At 45.9% G+C, this 18,445-nt stretch carries 20 protein-coding genes; 13 read left to right on the top strand and 7 right to left on the bottom strand.

The genetic code is table 11. The annotated features are described in order from the left end of the window. Positions 1-34: 34 nt before the first annotated feature. Positions 35-358: a hypothetical protein gene (locus BW42_RS03455; protein ID WP_035407482.1), complete on the top strand. Its 324-nt coding sequence runs from the start codon at positions 35-37 to the stop codon at positions 356-358. Positions 359-442: 84 nt separating this feature from the next. On the opposite strand, the gene egtD is transcribed toward BW42_RS03455, so the two are convergent. From egtD to BW42_RS03430, 5 genes are all read right to left on the bottom strand, one after another. After that, positions 443-1,399, bottom strand: coding sequence for an L-histidine N(alpha)-methyltransferase (gene egtD, locus BW42_RS03450; protein ID WP_035407479.1), 957 nt, complete (start codon positions 1,397-1,399; stop codon positions 443-445). Then, positions 1,399-2,679 (bottom strand): ergothioneine biosynthesis protein EgtB, encoded by a 1,281-nt coding sequence (gene egtB / locus BW42_RS03445; RefSeq protein WP_035407475.1) that lies wholly within the window; start codon positions 2,677-2,679, stop codon positions 1,399-1,401. Before egtB ends, egtD begins: the two co-directional genes overlap by 1 nt. 124 nt (positions 2,680-2,803) lie before the next feature. Next, positions 2,804-3,787 carry a GMP reductase gene (guaC, locus tag BW42_RS03440; protein ID WP_035407471.1) on the bottom strand — a complete coding sequence of 328 codons (984 nt, stop codon included), beginning with the start codon at positions 3,785-3,787 and terminating at the stop codon, positions 2,804-2,806. A gap of 159 nt (positions 3,788-3,946) precedes the next feature. Then, positions 3,947-4,453, bottom strand: a complete 507-nt coding sequence (locus BW42_RS03435) for an NUDIX domain-containing protein (RefSeq protein WP_052019000.1) — start codon at positions 4,451-4,453, stop codon at positions 3,947-3,949. Further along, on the bottom strand, positions 4,440-4,997 hold the full coding sequence (locus BW42_RS03430) for a GNAT family N-acetyltransferase (protein WP_035407467.1): 558 nt from the start codon (positions 4,995-4,997) through the stop codon (positions 4,440-4,442). Before BW42_RS03430 ends, BW42_RS03435 begins: the two co-directional genes overlap by 14 nt. A 141-nt stretch (positions 4,998-5,138) precedes the next feature. Here BW42_RS03430 and BW42_RS03425 point away from each other — a divergent pair, with 141 nt between their 5' ends. The 6 genes from BW42_RS03425 to BW42_RS03400 all read left to right on the top strand — a co-directional run bounded on the left by BW42_RS03425 (position 5,139) and on the right by BW42_RS03400 (position 9,856). After that, the gene (locus BW42_RS03425) at positions 5,139-5,396 is read left to right on the top strand and encodes a hypothetical protein (RefSeq protein WP_035407462.1); all 258 of its coding nucleotides are present in this window, start codon (positions 5,139-5,141) and stop codon (positions 5,394-5,396) included. A 247-nt stretch (positions 5,397-5,643) separates the two neighbouring features. Continuing rightward, positions 5,644-5,844, top strand: coding sequence for a cold-shock protein (locus tag BW42_RS03420; protein WP_023468529.1), 201 nt, complete (start codon positions 5,644-5,646; stop codon positions 5,842-5,844). 82 nt (positions 5,845-5,926) lie between these two features. Next, a complete protein-coding gene (locus BW42_RS03415; RefSeq protein WP_035407460.1) occupies positions 5,927-6,292 on the top strand; it encodes a nuclear transport factor 2 family protein in 366 nt (121 codons plus the stop codon). Between the two features lie 124 nt (positions 6,293-6,416). Continuing rightward, positions 6,417-7,481: a 3-phosphoserine/phosphohydroxythreonine transaminase gene (gene serC / locus BW42_RS03410; protein ID WP_035407458.1), complete on the top strand. Its 1,065-nt coding sequence runs from the start codon at positions 6,417-6,419 to the stop codon at positions 7,479-7,481. Further along, positions 7,482-8,639 (top strand): phosphoglycerate dehydrogenase, encoded by a 1,158-nt coding sequence (locus BW42_RS03405; RefSeq protein WP_035407455.1) that lies wholly within the window; start codon positions 7,482-7,484, stop codon positions 8,637-8,639. It abuts the gene before it with no gap. Positions 8,640-8,653: 14 nt separating this feature from the next. Continuing rightward, positions 8,654-9,856: a DUF1015 domain-containing protein gene (locus BW42_RS03400; RefSeq protein ID WP_035407452.1), complete on the top strand. Its 1,203-nt coding sequence runs from the start codon at positions 8,654-8,656 to the stop codon at positions 9,854-9,856. Between the two features lie 55 nt (positions 9,857-9,911). Here the strand turns inward: BW42_RS03400 and BW42_RS03395 are convergent, their stop codons facing one another. Next, the gene (locus BW42_RS03395; protein ID WP_035407449.1) at positions 9,912-11,684 is read right to left on the bottom strand and encodes a glycoside hydrolase family 13 protein; all 1,773 of its coding nucleotides are present in this window, start codon (positions 11,682-11,684) and stop codon (positions 9,912-9,914) included. Between the two features lie 194 nt (positions 11,685-11,878). Between BW42_RS03395 and BW42_RS03390 the strand changes: the two genes are divergently transcribed. Together BW42_RS03390 and BW42_RS03385 are read left to right on the top strand one after the other, a co-directional pair. After that, positions 11,879-12,592, top strand: a complete 714-nt coding sequence (locus tag BW42_RS03390; RefSeq protein WP_035407447.1) for a YebC/PmpR family DNA-binding transcriptional regulator — start codon at positions 11,879-11,881, stop codon at positions 12,590-12,592. Positions 12,593-12,838: 246 nt separating this feature from the next. Further along, the gene (locus BW42_RS03385; RefSeq protein ID WP_035407444.1) at positions 12,839-13,132 is read left to right on the top strand and encodes a hypothetical protein; all 294 of its coding nucleotides are present in this window, start codon (positions 12,839-12,841) and stop codon (positions 13,130-13,132) included. Between the two features lie 39 nt (positions 13,133-13,171). Here the strand turns inward: BW42_RS03385 and BW42_RS03380 are convergent, their stop codons facing one another. Further along, on the bottom strand, positions 13,172-13,423 hold the full coding sequence (locus BW42_RS03380; RefSeq protein WP_035407441.1) for a hypothetical protein: 252 nt from the start codon (positions 13,421-13,423) through the stop codon (positions 13,172-13,174). Positions 13,424-13,779: 356 nt separating this feature from the next. On the opposite strand from BW42_RS03380, the gene BW42_RS03375 reads away from it, so the two are divergent. The 4 genes from BW42_RS03375 to BW42_RS03360 are packed head-to-tail and all read left to right on the top strand — an operon-like array spanning position 13,780 to position 18,445. Continuing rightward, positions 13,780-16,185, top strand: a complete 2,406-nt coding sequence (locus BW42_RS03375) for a Na+/H+ antiporter subunit A (protein ID WP_035407438.1) — start codon at positions 13,780-13,782, stop codon at positions 16,183-16,185. Next, complete coding sequence (locus BW42_RS03370) at positions 16,182-16,622, top strand: Na(+)/H(+) antiporter subunit B (protein ID WP_035407436.1); 441 nt, start codon at positions 16,182-16,184, stop codon at positions 16,620-16,622. Before BW42_RS03375 ends, BW42_RS03370 begins: the two co-directional genes overlap by 4 nt. A gap of 1 nt (position 16,623) precedes the next feature. Next, a complete protein-coding gene (locus tag BW42_RS03365; protein WP_023468540.1) occupies positions 16,624-16,965 on the top strand; it encodes a Na(+)/H(+) antiporter subunit C in 342 nt (113 codons plus the stop codon). Further along, positions 16,958-18,445 (top strand): Na+/H+ antiporter subunit D, encoded by a 1,488-nt coding sequence (locus BW42_RS03360; RefSeq protein WP_035407433.1) that lies wholly within the window; start codon positions 16,958-16,960, stop codon positions 18,443-18,445. Before BW42_RS03365 ends, BW42_RS03360 begins: the two co-directional genes overlap by 8 nt.

Raw genomic sequence — 18,445 nt, 5'->3', positions numbered from 1 at the left:
TTTATGCTTTCTGAAAGGAAGTACGTCATTGTCCATGAAACCAGTAGTTTCACTTAAATTATTTGATGCTTTAGATATTCGTGTCGGTACGATCCAGTCGATTTCGAATCGCACGGATGGCTCAATTCAGCTTGAGCTACAATTCGACGGATTTACACGTTCTTTTTCACTCGCTTGGGATTCACTACGACCTGATGTCCACGAGCTGCTTGGAAAACAAGCGATTGCTGTACTCAACGTACCTGGTCGTACGCCAGAAGAGTCCGGACGAGTGCTTGAGATTGGGCGTTCAGAACAATGGATGCCGATTCTCGTCGTGCCGGAACATCCGATACCTGAAGGTGCACGGATCGAATAAGACACTTTAACCTATGAAAAACACTCCCCAGTCATGCTTTTGACGGAAGCTTACGTGTAGGAGTGTTTTTTAGTTATGACGCCGTTACATTTTTTCTAAATAATGCACGCTAAATCGTTTGTCATCATCAATCCAGCAATTGACCGGATGAAAACCACTTTGACGAGCGAGAGTCTCAAACTCTTCTTTACTGTATTTATAGGAGTTCTCCGTATGAACCGTCTCCCCCTGTTTAAACGGAACCGTCACGTCTCCGACTTGTACTAATTGATCAAGTTGACTCCGAAGATGCATTTCGATTCGTCCTTTTTCTTCATTATAAAAAGCATGATGTTTAAATCGGGTCACATCAAACGTTCCATCGAGCATCTGGTTCAAGTGCGTCAACATGTTCAAATTGAATGCTGCCGTGACACCGGCTACATCGTTATAAGCACGTTCAAGGACATCGGTCGATTTTTTTAGATCAACGCCGATCAAGAATCCATCTCCACTTTCAAGGATCCGCGATGAATGACGTAAAAAGTGCATCGCTTCCTCCGGTTCAAAGTTCCCGATCGTCGAACCCGGGAAAAAGATGACCCGTTTTTGAGACTCCTCTACCGGTAAGGAAATGGCTTGTGAATAATCTCCACAAACAGCTTTAATATGCAATGCAGGATACCGCTCCGATAATTGACGAGCAGATTCCATCAAAAAGTCTTTTGAGATGTCGATCGGCATGTACGTATCCAAGTGCGTAAACGTCTCAAGCAACATCTGGATTTTACGACTGCTTCCGCTTCCATATTCGATCAGTGTATGCACATCCCCAATACTCTGAGCGATTTCCGCTCGGTGTTGCTCCAAGATAGCAAGTTCCGTTCGTGTCGGATAATATTCCGGTTGTTGCGTGATCTGCTCGAACAACTGGGAGCCGATATGATCATAAAAATATTTCGCCGGTAAGACTTTTTGTTCGCGCATCAGACCTTCGATGACTTCTAAACGCATGTTTTGTTGCGGAGTGTATAAGTCGTAGCCAATGACCGTCTCGCGCATCACATATCACCCGCCAATCGGAAGCCGCCAAATAACCAGCGTTTATCGGGTGGGAAGAAGTTTCGGTACGTCTCGCGAATATGATCGTCAGGCGTCACGCACGCTCCTCCACGTAGTACCATTTGATTACACATGAACTTCGCATTGTACTCTCCAAGTGCTCCCTCGAGTGGTTTACTGCCTGGGTACGAACTATAAGGACTTGATGTCCATTCCCAGACGTTACCGAACATGCTCGCAAGTGTCGTCTCTGACTCTTTGACTACGACTGGATGAAACGTACCGTTTCCCATCATGTTGCGCTTCGTAACGGAATCGACTTGACGAGAAGCCCATTCCCATTCCGCTTCTGTCGGCAAACGCTTCTCTTTAAAACGGCTGTAAGCATCCGCCTCATAAAAGCTAACGTGACAGACTGGTTCGTCGAGCCGTAATGGTTCGACGCCATTCATCGTAAAGATCGTCCATTCTCCCGCGTCATCCTTCATCCAATATAATGGCGCTTTCCAGCCTTCTTTTTGAACCGTCGCAAAGCCATCAGATAACCAATACTCTGACTTTTCATAGCCACCTGCTTCAATAAATGCCAAATACTCCCCGTTCGTGACAGGACGTGTCGCTAATTCAAACGGATGCAGCCACGTTTTATGGCGCGGACTCTCGTTATCAAACGCAAAACCGTCTCCTGTATGACCAATCTCGACGAGTCCTTCCTCAAATGGAATAAAGGATGTTTCCATGAGTGCATTTTCAGGCACGTCCGGTTCTAACGACTTTGACTGATAGGCAGGTAATAACGGATTCGTGAAAAAGTTATACTTCACGTCCATCAAAATCAATTCCTGATGTTGTTGTTCGTGTTGTAGTCCCATCTCGACCAATGCTTCGATTTTTCGTTGATCTTCTGGAGTCCGTTCTTCTTTCAAGAACTCGATCATTTGTCCATCGACATATGCCCTATAAGCGATGATGTCCTCGACGGTCGGACGTGACAACATTCCCCGTTGTTGACGAGGTTGATAAGGTCCGATTGAATTGTAGTACGAGTTAAACAAATAATTGTATTTCGGATGGAAGACTTGATAGTTTTCACTATATTCCTGTAGTATCATCCGTTCAAAAAACCAAGTCGTATGGGCAATGTGCCATTTTGGCGGACTCACGTCTGAACTAGCTTGAATGATGAAATCCTCTGCTTCGAGCGGTTCGATTAAGGCGATCGTTTGGTTGCGAACGGTTGCGAATTTTTCAATTAAGTACGATGTCGTTTCAAATAGCATGTCAATCACTCCCTATCCAAAATATTCCGAATTTTTTGGTCCATTTGACTTATACCCGTCCTATGGAAGAGTTATGCTAAGGAAACAAAAAAAGTCCGCTCTGTTAAGAGCGGATTCATCATACTTAAAATACTTTATCACCGTTGAAGATCGAGTTTTTGACGACAACGTAGTCGACCGTCCGAATCGCCTTCAATTTATTTCCACCAGCGTATGAGATCGCTGATTGCAAATCTTGCTCCATTTCAATCAATGTATCTGCTAGACTTCCTTTATGCTCGACGAACATCTTTTTCCCTTCAACATTCTTGCGTTCGCCTTTTTGGAACTCAGAAGCAGAACCGAAATATTCCTTGACGAGCACCCCGTCCACTTCATGTGTCTCACCAGGCGATTCTTCATGCCCTGCGAAAAGTGAACCGATCATGACCATCGAAGCACCGAACCGAACCGACTTCGCGATATCCCCATGCGTCCGAATACCACCATCAGCGATAATCGGTTTGCTTGCTGCCTTCGCACACCAACGAAGTGCTGCGAGTTGCCAACCACCTGTACCGAACCCTGTTTTAATTTTCGTGATACAAACTTTACCTGGTCCAATCCCGACTTTTGTTGCGTCTGCTCCTGCGTTCTCAAGTTCGCGTACCGCTTCCGGTGTACCGACGTTTCCAGCAATAACGAAACTTGTTGGCAAAAGCGACTTGATGTGGCGAATCATCTGAATGACTGCTTCCGAATGACCGTGTGCGATATCAATTGTGATGTATTCAGGAGTTAGCCCCTCTGTCGCGAGCTGTTCGATCAGCTGATATTCTTCTTCCTTGACACCGACGCTAATCGAAGCGAACAGTTGACGCTCTTGCATCATACGAACGAACGCTAGGCGACGTGCCGGTTCGAATCGATGCATGATATAGAAATAATCGCCTTCAGCTAAGAACAAAGCAATCGATTCATCAATGATCGTTTGCATGTTTGCGGGTACGACCGGAAGCTTGAAACGACGACCGCCGAACTCGACTGACGTATCACATTCCGAACGACTACCAACGATTGATTTTGCTGGAATTAATTGAATATCTTCATAATCAAATACTACATCCATGAATAACACCTCTAATTACGAATATTTTTTATATATCAGCGATAATCATTCGCCCCTTGACTACTATAACGAACTGTTATCATGGTGTCAAAGAAATTTTTCGCATTTTTAAGGTTTTCATGAACTTTTTTTAGTTAACAACAAAATAATGTTCGGATTTTAACAGTATTGTTGTTGTAAATCAGTCAACCATTGTTCTTCCCACTCGAAATAACTCGATGCCTCCGATTTCTCAAACACTTGATCAGGATAAGGCAAGGCAAGTGGCGGACGCTCATTTTTTGGAAAATAAGCCAGTTGCTTAGATTCCCCATCAATGGCCTCGAGCGTCCCACTGACTACCTCACATTCGAACATCGTTGCTACATACTCGACCTCGTTTCCGTCAGGGTACGTAAGTCGAAACGATTCCCCACCAAATGTCGCGATTAGTCGGACGGGTCGAACGAATAGACCCGTTTCTTCATAGACTTCGCGAATGACTGCTTGTGCAGGGGATTCTCCTAGTTCAATCGCCCCGGCAGGCAAACTCCAAAACGGACCACCTGGATCTTGGAAAAGGATATGCCCTGCTTCGTTTCGAATGATTGCTGCGACGCATGGTGTAAACAGACGTTGTGTTCCGACATATCGCCGTAGATTGGCATAATAATCAGAGATTGGCATGACGTGACTCCTCCCGGTCTTCTTTTAATAGAGCAAACAGAATAAAATCTTCCCAGGCATCATTGATGAAGAGATTTTGTTTCGCGATTCCTTCTTTACGAAATCCGACTTTTTCAAGAACTCGGATTGATCCGATGTTCCCCGGCATGACCTCAGCACGAATCCGGTGGAACTGATGGACATCAAATAGATGGTCTACGAACAATCCGACTGCTTGAGCCATATATCCTTTTCCGCCATAAGCTTCATCTAACTGATAGCCGATCATGCACGTCTCGGCTGGTCCACGCTGGATGAACATCGCTGAGACATCGCCAATCAATTGATCATTCTCCGTTAAATAAACACCGTAAGCATAATACGCATCTTGTTTCATCAACTCTTGATGACGAAAAATTCGTTCCCGCTGCCCCTCTAACGTGTACTGTTCGGGTAACGGCTTAACTGGCATCCAGTATTCGAAGTGTTCACGATTTCGTAAGTTCATCTCAAGAATAACTGCCGCATCATCTAAGACATACGGACGAATATATATAGGTAACATCATTTTTCCTCCTTTAGATTATTATCTTTAGTTCAAGAAGTTTGTGTGTTTCATAATTCATCCAGCGGGAATCTACATAATAGTTCATTACATTACAGTGACAGCATGCTATAAAGAAAACTGTCGAAGAAGGAGTGACCTATGTATTCAGACACTGATTTGCTCAATCAAATCAAACGGCGTGATTCTGTCGCGCTCGAACGATTATACGATCGTTACGAAAAAACACTCTTTCTTTTATTTCGTCGTACACAGGTTGATGAAGCACTTATTCATTCTGCAATGACCGAGTTATTCCGCACTGTTTGGGAACAACCGACACGTTACCCGAACTTCCAAGGATTCATTTTGCATACATTACGACAACTCAGTAGTAAAAGAGAACATATTCCGACTTAATTGAAAGAATCAGTTATACTCTTTCGACACAGGTAAAATGAACCCTTTAATTCAATGATGTATTTAGAGAAGAACAGCTTACTTTGTTCTTTTTTTGTTTTGTCCTTTCTTTTTCGATACGGGCATGCTATATTATTAAGTAATTATTGTTGTTCGGTGGAGATACGAAGTGTTTCACTTTATATTCGATGAAATTGATCACGGTAGTAATAATCAGTGTGCCAGTCACACGCAGGAGGCAATACACATGGAACAAGGTAAAGTAAAATGGTTTAACGCAGAAAAAGGATTCGGCTTCATCGAGCGCGAAAGCGGAGACGACGTATTCGTACACTTCTCAGCAATCCAATCTGAAGGTTTCAAATCACTTGACGAAGGTCAAGAGGTTTCTTTCGAAGTTGAAGAAGGTCAACGCGGACCACAAGCAACTAACGTTGTAAAACTTTAATTTCTTTTAGACCCTGCTCCGGCAGGGTCTTTTTTTGTTTAAATATGCTACACTGGCGATTCAAGAAGAAAGGAGATGTAACATGACACTCGAACAAACCGTGCAACATCTTAAAGATGCTATGCTAAAAGGAGATTCATCACAAGTCTCACATCTATTATCTCCCGAATTCACGTTCATCGATGCGTTAGGGCGATCGTTCGACGCCGAAACGTATCTTGATCATTACGTTGACCCTGCGAATATCCGCTGGTTATCCCGGACCGATGATTTTTCATACATCGATCACTTTGAAGATACAGCGATTCAGTATAGTTTAATAGAAGATCGTTTTGAATACGGGGCAACTCAATACGTAGGACGTTTCCGGATCGTCTCAATCTATCGTGCTACGTCAGATGGTTGGAAATGGCACTTTGGTCAATTAACATCTCTTGATCCGTCGTGACGGATTCAAGAGATGTTTTTGTTTTCATTTTCCATTCATCGTTAGTTAGAATTGCTTCTCATTTTTCATTCCGTTACACTGAAGTGGTACATATTTTCTGAAAATTCAAGAAGGAGTGTATCTCATGACGGTTTATAACTTTTCTGCCGGTCCTGCAGTCCTTCCTGCCCCGGTCTTAATGAAGGCTCAATCTGAGCTACTTAATTATGAAAATTCAGGACAATCGGTTCTTGAAATGAGTCATCGTTCGCCAATCTTCGAATCGATTCGAGATGCAGCCGAACAATCATTGCGAAGGCTCATGTCGATTCCTGATACGTACTCCGTCTTGTTTCTTCAAGGTGGAGCTACACTTCAGTTCGCGATGTTACCCCAAAATTTAGCGACGAAGACCGGACGGATTGATTTCATCGATACCGGTGGCTGGTCGACCAAAGCAATTACGGATGCCAAACAGTATGCGACGGTTAATGTCCTCGCCTCTTCTGCTGATCACGGTTATCGTTTCATTCCAGAAGGTCCGTTCACGTCATCAGCCGACTATTTGCACATCACTTGGAACAACACGCTTGAAGGAACGACGTATCAAACACCGCCTCACGTCGATGCGCCACTCGTCGTCGACGTTTCTTCTTCCATTTTGTCTGAATCTTTGCCAATCGAGGCATTTGATGTGTTGTACGCCGGTGCTCAAAAAAACCTTGGCGTCGCCGGTTTAACGGTCGTCATTCTGAAGAATGAGTTGCTAAATCGTGTTCCTGACACGATTGGTGCCTATTTACGGTATGACGTCCATGCCAAACAGCGGTCTCTGTATAACACGCCGCCGACATTCAGTCTTTACATGACGAAATTAGTACTCGATTGGATTGAAGAGACGGGACTCGAGACGATTGAGGCAAGAAACGTCTCACAAGCGCGCATGTTATATGAAGCAATTGATCAATCCGATCTATTTCATAACCATGTAGCCATCAAGGATCGAAGCCGGATGAACATTCCATTTTCGACCGGAAGTGAGACGGAAGACGCTGCTTTCTTGACCTTCGCTGCGCGTCACGATCTAATCAATCTTGCCGGTCATCGTTCGATTGGTGGAATGCGCGCGAGTCTTTACAATGCGATGCCGACCGAAGGGGTTACGGCACTGATTCACATCATGCACCGTTTTGAACAGGGGGAACGTTAAATGTATCAAGTCCAACTATGGAATGATCTATCGGATAAAGGATTAAAACGATTCACAGACAACTATCACGTCCAGCGAGAAACGGAGCAGCCAGACGCCTTTCTCGTCCGCAGCAAGGATTTACATGACATGCGCTTTCCGGACAGTCTTAAAGCCGTCGCCCGAGCTGGCGTCGGCGTCAATACGATTCCACTCGATCAACTTGCGAACCGCGGGATTCCCGTCTTTTCGACACCAGGCGCTAATGCAAATGCCGTCAAGGAACTAGTCATCGGCAGTTTATTCCTGACGGCGCGAAAGCTCGTCCCTAGTCTGCTTTGGACGAACAACTTACGCGGACCGGATATTCCGGAGCGGATTGAAGCGAACAAAAAACAATTTGTCGGAACGGAGTTGCTTGGGAAACGAATCGGAATCGTAGGACTTGGAGCAATCGGCGCGAACTTAGCTAACACTCTCCATGAGCTTGGCATGACCGTTACAGGCTATGATCCACATATGTCCGTTGAGTCCGCTTGGCGCGTCTCAAATCAGATTCAGCGGGCAACACAGCTCGAGGATCTGCTCGCGACAAGCGACTACATCACCTTGCATCTTCCGCTCGTTGACGCAACGACAGGTTTACTCGATGCATCACTCTTGTCGAAGATGAAACACGGCGCGACTTTGCTTAACTTCTCTCGTGGCGAACTCGTCGATGAACAAGCGTTAGCCGATGTACTCCGGTCTGGTCGTCTGGCCAATTATGTGACGGATTTCCCGAATGCCTTCATCTTGTCCCTTCCACGGGTCATCGCTTTGCCACATATCGGGGCATCAACGAGTGAAGCGGAGGAAAACTGTGCCATCATGGCGGTCGATCAACTGCGTCTGTTCCTTGAGACAGGAAACATCCGTAATGCTGTCAATTTCCCAGCTGTCGAGTTACCGTTCACCGGAAAACGACGGATTACGATTGCTCACCATAACATTCCGAATATGGTCGGTCAAATTGCCTCCGTGTTAGCACAAGAGTCGATCAATATCGCGAATATGATCAATGGTAGTAAAGATGCTATTGCCTATACGATCATCGATATCGATAACCATGCGGATGAGTCGATTTCGCTCGACCGACTGAATCAAATTCCTGGCGTCTTGAAAACACGTCTACTCTAAAAGGAGTGATCCCCATGCCAACGTTCGAACCTTTTGCCGCGTTACGACCGGATTCAAAATATGCAGCAGACTTTGCTGCTTTGCCCTATGATGTTTATTCTCGCGAAGAAGCACGATCTGAGATTCGTCGTCATCCGCTGTCTTTTTTACGGATCGATAAAGCAGAAGCCACGCTTCCGTCATTAATCGCTGAAGATGATCCACGCGTTTATCAGCAAGCAGCTCTTGCCTTCGAAGAGAGTCAAACAAACGGCATCTTACAGCTCGACACGGACGAGACGTATTACATTTATCAACTGTCTGACGGGACACATATCCAATCCGGTTTCGTCGGGTGTGTTTCCGTTAGCGATTATGAAACGAATCAAATTCGTAAACATGAGTTCACGCGTCCGGACAAAGAGCGCGATCGTGTCCGACATGTCGAACATCTAAATGCTCATACGGGACCGATTTTACTTGCCCATCAAACGGATGCCCAGCTTCAAGAAATCGTCTCGACGATTACTGCAGGTGATTCTCTATACGACTTTACTGTCGATGGGATCACACACCGAATTTTTAAAGTCATCGATCGCCATCATCTGTTGACGATCGGAAGCCAGTTCGCGCGCCACGACGCCCTCTATATCGCTGATGGTCACCATCGTGCTGCAGCGGCAGCCATCGCTGCCAGTCGGACGGATCAGGAAGAAGCCCAACGCTTCCTTGGTGTCTCCTTTCCACAGGAACAATTACGAATCCTCGGCTATCATCGGGTCGTCGAAGATCTGTACGGTCAATCCGTCGTTGATTTCCTTGAGCGATTAGCCCATCGCTTTACGATCACAAAAGGACGTGCCGAACAAACAAAACGTCACCAAATCGAGATGTATCTCAACCGGCAATGGTATACCCTTTCGTACGATTCTGAACGAACAGGGACGAAAGCGAATCTCGACGTGTCGATTTTACAAGAAGAGTTGTTGACACCGTTACTTGGTATCGAAGATCCACGGACGGACGCACGTATCCAGTTCGTCGGTGGTCATAAGGGGTATGCCGGCCTTGAGCAAATCGTGGATTCCGGACATGCCGCGGTCGCTTTTCACTTGCATCCGACTTCGATCGAAGATTTAATGGCTGTGGCTGATGCGGGAGAAGTAATGCCGCCGAAGTCGACTTGGTTCGAACCGAAGCTTCGGAGTGGTTTACTGATCCATCCGTTTGATTCGTAATGCACACGCACTAAAAAAGAAAGTCGTGGATATCGTATCCGCGACTTTCTTTTTCTTAAACGTGTCGTAAAAGAAGAGCCGACACAGCTTCTACTTGAATAGTTCCCGACAACGTCGTTGTATCTAACAGACTTTCATATGTTTCTTCGAGCGAAAGAGATTGTTCTTCTTCACTTAAGTTGACTACGAGCAAGTAAATATTTTCGCCCTGACGTCGCTCGACGACAAATATCTGTTTTGTATCATCAATCATTTGGAAATGATACGTTCCGGCATTTGCTAAAACCGGATGCTGTTTTCGAAGGGCGATCAACTGTACAACGTGATCGAACAAATCACGGTTCTGCTTCGTCTCATCCCATTCCATGCATGCACGGTTGGCCGGGTCTTGTCCGCCCATCATTCCGATCTCATCACCATAATAGATGACAGGCGTACCCGGAAACGTCAACAGTGTAGTGAAGAGCAATTTCATCCGTTCGATATTCCCCTTCGCACGCGTTAAAGCACGCGGCGTATCATGCGAATCAATCAAATTGAACATGACCTCGTTGACATTTTGAGAATGCCAGTTTAAATTTCTGCTGACTGCATACGAGAAATCACGAACGCTGGTCTCGCCCGTCGCAAAACAAGTCAGGAAGCTCTCTGTCAAACCGTAATTCATGACGGCATCGAACTGATCGCCGAGGAGCCACGGTTGTGAATCCGTCCAACATTCGCCGACGATATAACACGTTCCGTTCGCAGCCCGGACTTCCTTTCGAAAGTCACGCCAAAACGCATGATCGACTTCACTTGCAACATCCAGACGCCAGCCGTCGATTCCGAATTCCTCAACCCAATAACGTCCGACATGAAGCAAATATTGTTTGACGTCTGGATGAGCGGTGTTCAACTTTGGCATGTTCCGTTCAAATGCAAACACTTCATAGTTCGGGATCGACGGATCGACCGGGAAAGAGTCAATCGTGAACCAGTTGACAAATTTTGAGTCTTGTCCCTTTTCTAAGACATCCTGAAATGCGGGGTGATCTTCACTAATATGATTAAAGACGGCATCGAGTAATACGCGGATACCGTTCTCATGTAGCACATCTATCATCTTGCGGAACGTTTTCTCGTCACCAAAGGCAGGATCAAGCTTTAAGTAATCAAGCGTATCGTATTTATGATTCGATGGTGCTTCAAACACTGGACAGAAGTAGACACCGGTGACGCCGAGCCGTTGTAAATGATCGACGTGATCGATGACACCTTGAAAATCTCCACCGAAGAAATTCTGAAAAGCTGGTGCTTCACTTCCCCACTCCTTCGTTCCCGCTGGATCGTTCGTGGGATCGCCATTTGCGAATCGTTCCGGGAAAATTTGATACCAGACCGTATCTTTCACCCAATCCGGCGTATCAAAGACGTCCGTCGCATGAACATATGGAACAGAAAAATAATAGCCAGGATGATCGAGTGGCGCTTCGTCATACCAACCACGTTCGGTCAAAATGGCTGTCGTTTCGCCATGAACCTCGAACCCATACCTTACCCGCTTCCGTTCTGGACGGATTGCAATGAACCAATAGTCATACGTCGCGTCACTTCCATTGTATTGCATCGACTTCCGTTGCACTTTCCAGTATTTTTCTTTATCAGGATCAAAATTCCAATCTCGGTCTTCTTCTTTTTCCGCTTCCCATTCATACGGATCACCATATATCAATTCGACTTTTTCAATATCGTCTTTAGCCGTCATCAGTCGAACATGAACGGTCTCTTGATCATAGGCATAAACGAATGGTGATAATGCGCGATGAACTACTCCAGCCTGGTTCAAATACTGTCACTCTCCCTTAAATTGATATTTCTCTATCGGTAAAGTTCCTTTCTTCCGCATTGCTTAAACGCATTTGGTAGAAATTCAACTGTTCGACCGACATTTTAGTTCAGTCTATCAGGTAGTTTAAGGTATACTGATAACGCATAGGAAATCACAGATTTCTGACATTACGGAAAGAGAGTGGATACGCAATGGGTCGTAAATGGAACAACATCAAGGAAAAAAAGGCATCAAAAGACAAAAATACGAGTCGGATCTACGCAAAGTTCGGTCGTGAGATTTATGTAGCGGCTAAACAAGGTGAGCCCGATCCAGAATCAAACCAAGCATTAAAGGTCGTTTTAGAGCGAGCGAAGACATACAACGTGCCCCGTGCCATTGTTGATCGGGCGATTGAAAAAGCAAGAGGTGGAGCGGAAGAGAACTATGATGTACTTCGTTATGAAGGATTTGGTCCAAGCGGTTCAATGGTCATCGTCGAAACGTTGACGAACAATGTTAACCGGACGGCTTCTGATGTGCGTGCTGCATTCGGAAAAAATGGCGGAAACATGGGTGTGAGCGGATCCGTCGCTTATATGTTTGATGCGACGGCAATCTTTGCCTTCGAAGGTAAAACTGCGGATGACGTGCTCGAATTGATGATGGAAGCGGATATTGATGTGCGCGACATCCTCGAAGAAGACGAATCTGTCATCATCTACGCTGAGCCAGAACAATTCCATGCTGTGCAAGAAGCGTTAAAAGCTGCAGGGATTACCGAGTTCTCCCTTGCTGAACTCGTTATGCTTGCACAAAACGAAGTGGCTTTGTCCGAGGACGATGTCGCACAATTCGAGAAGATGATTGATGCACTTGAAGATCTTGAAGATGTGCAACAGGTGTACCATAACGTAGAGTTATAATCAAAAAGACAAGAGGATGGTTACGCCCATCCTCTTGTCTTTTTGATTATACAGTTTCTGTATCGGCTAACGCCCGCAATCGGTTACGCACCGTCTGTCATCATCATAAAGTATGAAACGCGTTTCATAACAAGATTAAAAAAGATTCATTGTTGATGTTTATTTCTTCAATTTAATGGGAAAAGTAATATTCGAAGTTAATTATAACTTATCTTGTTTTGGAAGAAATAAAGGGAGGAACGAAAGGTGACATATTCTTTGATTGAAACATTTAAGCACATCGTAAGCGAGGCGACCCGTTTCAAGCGTGTTGATTTCGGAGGTTACGATATTTATATGCAGACGACAGACGGACGGACGATTACGGCACATATCCGCTATGACGGTGGTGGCACTGATTTTAATGAGGCTTATCTAATGCTCGAATCCAGCACTGGGCAACGTCGTACAGCAACCTTAACGCTTTATCAGTTCGAACACCTCTCTTCTTATACAGCACACAGTGAACGGACACGTGCCCTTGTCACAACGAGTGCTTGATGATTATAAAACACGCCTCTCGTGCGAGAGACGTGTTTTTTAGTTCTCTTCTCGTTCTAAGCGTTCGAGTTCAGCATGGGTTTGTGGAAATCCATTCGCTTGCCAGTCTGCGCTATGAATGGAATCGAGTTGCGTCAACCCTACCTCTGCCGGATCACGCTTTGCATCAACACTTGGTCGATGATCAATATCGTTAGAAGTCGTTTTTCGCTGTTGGTATTGTTGATAAGCGATCGTTGCAATCGCCGCTAGACCACCTAAAACGACACCTGTCTTAAATGTTGCTCGCATGAATTTTCCCCCTCTGTGATCGATACGTATACTCTTGATAACTGTACCCATGTTCATTGATTTCAAATCCTTTTCATCTGAAATCGCTTGATTTTCAAAAAAATTTTTAAAAAATTTTTGCTCTTTTTTACCGTGTTCCTACATATTTAACAAGCAAATGAAGAAACGGCTCCATCCCTTATGCTTCAACGCTTCACGTCATGCATGAAGGAAAAAGATACGCTATACTTGATTCAGAAACATCTTCGACGAACAAAATGAATTGTGTCTTCTACTGGACAGTTCCGAGCTTCAACAGCTTGCGTTCGCGTCCCTTTTTCATTTTTGGTCGTCGATGTCACAAAGGAGGGAATTTCGTGTCCGTGATGCATGGGGCTATTCTACTGCCCATATTGATCAGTCTTTTCATCCCGCTTTTAGCGAAGCGCCTTCCGAACATTCATACCGGTTGGTTTGTACTCGTCGTACCTGTACTGCTCGTTTCGTATTTTAGCCGCTTTCTCCCTGGTACGATGTCAGGTAAGACCTTTACGGCACGCATGCCGTGGATACCATCGCTTGGAATCGATTTCGTCACGTATCTTGACGGACTCGGCTTATTGTTCGCATTATTAATCACAGGAATCGGCACACTCGTCGTTCTCTATTCCATTTTTTATTTAGATGCGAAAAAAGAAGCACTCGGTACATTTTATGTCTATTTATTGATGTTCATGACCGCCATGCTTGGGGTCGTACTGTCAGATAACATGATCGTCCTCTATCTGTTTTGGGAATTAACGTCGATTTCGTCGTTCTTATTGATCGCCTACTGGTACGAGCGGGAACGTTCTCGTTACGGTGCTCAAAAATCGATGCTCATCACCGTCTTCGGTGGACTAGCGATGCTCGGTGGAATCGCCATTCTCTCAACACTTAGCGGATCGTTTAGTATTCGTGAGACCTATGCGTCGCTTGAATCGATTCAAGGTGAATCCTTCTTTACGGTCGCCGTTGTTTTATTCCTATTAGCGGCATTCACAAAATCTGCTCAGTTTCCGTTTCACATCTGGCTTCCGGATGCGATGGAAGCACCGACCCCTGTCAGTGCCTACTTGCACTCGGCAACGATGGTCAAGGCAGGATTGTATCTTGTCGCTCGCTTCAGTCCGATTTTCGCAGGTGAGTCGCTTTGGTTTTACCTCGTCTCATCTGTCGGAATATTCACCTTATTCTGGGGTTCACTCAATGCGGTGAAACAACATGATTTGAAAGGGATTCTCGCCTACTCGACGATTTCTCAGCTTGGATTGATCATGTCCTTACTTGGACTCGGGGCCGCCGCCCTGCACGTCGACGCGTTAGACGATGGACTGTACACGATTGCAACAGTTGCTGCAATCTTCCACCTGATCAACCATGCGACGTTTAAAGGCAGTCTCTTCATGATGGCGGGAATCGTCGATCACGAGACTGGTACTCGCGACATTCGGAAGCTCGGTGGTCTTGCGCAATTGATGCCGATCTCGATGACGATCGCAATGATCGGGACCCTTTCGATGGCTGGAATTCCGCCGTTCAATGGTTTCTTAAGTAAAGAGATGTTCTTGACGGGTGTTCTTCAAGTATCAGGATCAGACTTGTTCCACTTACCGTCTTACGGATGGATCATTCCTGTTCTCGCCGTCGTCGGAAGCATTTTTACATTCGTCTACAGTCTCTTGATCGTCCGGAAAACCTTCTTCGGTAAACGCCAAGACGACCAGTTGCCGAAAACACCACACGAGGCACCGATTGGTATGTTGATCCCACCACTCGTCCTTGTCTCGCTCGTCGTCATCATCGGACTTTTCCCGAATATATTGTCGAATACGTTGATTCGACCAGCAGTCGAAGCGATCTTACCTCAAGTCGTTGATGCCGGTGGCAAGATTGATGTCCATATTTCAATGTGGCACGGATTCAATACCGAGTTATTTCTTACACTCGTGATCATCAGTGCTGGCATAATTTTGTATAAAACACTCCCACGCTGGCAATCGCTTTACCACCGGATGCCACGTGACGTCTCACTGAATCATCAATATGACGCCTTGTTACGTCATGGTGAACAGACATCGACACGTATTCACGATACGGTCATGACGGGGTATATGCGGTCGTATCTCGTTTATATCTTCGGATTCGTCGTCATCTTGATTTTGACAGCACTATACGGGTTCGACGCTTTCCGCTTCGCGGTAGATCCGATTAGCTCGATTCATGCTTATGAGATCATTCTCGCTCTCGTTCTTGTCTCAAGTGCTCTCTCGATCACTTTTGCACGATCGCGGCTGACATCGATCATCTTACTCGGTGTGACAGGTTATACAGTTGCCCTGTTCTTCGTCTTATTTCGAGCGCCAGACCTCGCCTTGACGCAACTCGTCATCGAGACGGTATCGGTCGCCTTGTTCCTCCTCGTCTTTTACCGATTGCCTGAAATCAGTCGGAAGGAAGAACGGATTCCGTTTAAACTCGGGAATGCTTTAATCTCGGCACTCGTCGGATTGACAGTGACCCTTGTTGCCCTTGCTTCGCTCAGTCAGCGATCGTTTGCTTCGATTGCCAAGTACTACATTGACAATGTCGCAGATCTTGCCGCCGGTGGGAACATGGTCAACGTCATACTCGTTGACTTCCGTGGCTTTGATACGTTGTTTGAGATTGCCGTTCTCGCACTTGCCGGAATCGGTATTTACACGATGATTAAATTCAGACGAACAGGAGGGATCGATAAATGAAAAAGCAGGCAAAAAAGCATACGAATGACGTCATCTTAGAGTCCGCGACTTCCTTCATTACGTTCATCATCTTCCTGTTTGCTGTCTACTTGTTCTTTGCCGGGCACTATACACCAGGTGGCGGTTTCATTGGTGGTCTCGTGACGGCGTCTGCTCTTGTCTTGATCTTACTTGCTTATGATATCAAGACGTTGCGACGGATTTTGCCATTTGATTATAAATGGATCACGGCGCTTGGCATGTTGATTGCCGTACTGACGGCTTCAGGAGCGCTTGTCTTTAACGTCCCGTTCTTCACACATGCCCATGACTATTTCAACCTACCGTTATTCGGTAAGACATCACTTCATACGGCGATGTTGTTTGATCTTGGTGTTTATCTTGTCGTCGTCGGTGTGACGATGACGATTATTCAAACGATTGGGGAGAGTGATTAATATGGAAATCATCATGGCGATCGCCGCAGGCATCCTGACGATGTGTGCCATTTATCTCATTCTTTCGAAAAGCATTCTTCGTATCATCATCGGAACAGGGTTGCTCAGTCACGCTGCCCATCTGCTCGTCATGACGATGGGGGGATTAAAACGAGGCGCGGCTCCGGTTTTAAAGGACGGCGTGACTTCCTATACGGATCCACTGCCGCAGGCACTCGTCCTGACTGCCATTGTCATTAGCTTTGGTGTCACTGCCTTCTTCTTGGTGCTTGCGTATCGCGCTTATCAAGAGCTCGGGACCGATAATATCGAAGAGATGAAAGGAACCGATTCGAATGATTAACTTACCGCTATTACCGATCATCATTCCTTTGTTGACCGGTGTCATCTTGATGTTTTTCCCGCGATACCTCAAAGGACAACGGATCGTTTCCATCATTTCGACGATTTTAACTGTCTGTGCTTCCATCTATCTAGTGCTGACTGTCCGGTCGAATGGCATTTTAACCGTCACACTCGGTAGCTGGCCAGCACCTTTCGGGATTACGCTTGTCTCTGATATGCTGTCTGCCCTACTCGTCACGACGACGAGCATCCTCGTCCTTTGTATCATCTGGTATGCCATCGCCTACTTGAGCGACGCCTATCAACGGTACTACTATTTCATTGCCGTACAGTTCCTGCTCGTTGGGGTCAACGGTGCGTTCACGACAGGTGATATTTTTAACATGTTCGTCTTTTTCGAAGTCTTCCTGATTTCGTCTTATGTCTTAATCGTTCTCGGTGGAAAACCGGCCCAATTACGAGAATCGCTCAAGTATCTTTTGATTAACGTCATCTCGTCCGCGTTATTCGTCATGACGGTTGCCTTCTTGTACGGGATCATCGGTTCACTCAGCATGGCGGACATCAGTCAGAAGATCACAGAGATTGGACAACCAGCGATTCTAAACGTCATCGCCTTGTTGTTCCTGATTGTTTTCGGATTAAAAGGCGCGATTTTCCCACTCTACTTCTGGTTACCTGGTTCTTATCAAGTACCACCGACACCTGTTCTTGCCTTGTTCGGTGCCTTGTTGACGAAGGTCGGGGTATATGGAATTTTACGGACGTATAGCTTGTTCTTCTCAAACGAGATCGGGACAATTCATCAAATCTTAAGTGTCCTTGCCCTCAGCACGATCATCATCGGTGTGATTGGCGCATTAGCGACACGGGATGCGAAACAGATCATCATCTACAACATCATCGTCGCAGTCGGGGTCATCTTGTATGGGGTTTCCCTTATGACACCGCAAGCACTAGAAGGTGCGATTTTCTACCTGCTTCACGATATGGTGATCAAGGCTGCATTGTTCCTGCTCGTCGGCATCATGGTCGGAATTGCCGGATCAACTAAACTAAAGGATATGGGTGGCATGATCAAAGCCTTTCCGGTGCTGGGTTGGACATTCTTCATTGCAGCGTTATCGCTTGCCGGCATTCCACCGCTTAGTGGGTTCATCGGGAAGTTCTTGATTGTTCGTGGCGGCATTGAAGCTGGTGAATTGGTCGGACCGATCATCGTTTTGCTATCGAGTCTGCTCGTCTTGTATTCGGTCGTCCAACTGTTCATGCGTGCTTTTTGGGGGATACCCAAACCGTACTCAGGTGAGAAGCAAGCGCTCGTTTCTCGACTGCTAGCACCTGCGATTGCCTTAGTTGCGCTTAGCGTCCTCTATGGCGTAGGCGCTGAGGCGATGCGTCCACTGATTCAACAAGCCGTTGAACCTCTGACGAATCCAACGCTCTATATCGATGCCGTACTCAAAGGAGGTCGTTAA

This window comes from Exiguobacterium sp. RIT341, assembly GCF_000632205.1.
Classification (GTDB): Bacteria; Bacillota; Bacilli; order Exiguobacteriales; family Exiguobacteriaceae; genus Exiguobacterium_A.
Note: the sequence above shows the minus strand (reverse complement) of the source record. Positions and strands in the feature narration are given on the sequence as shown.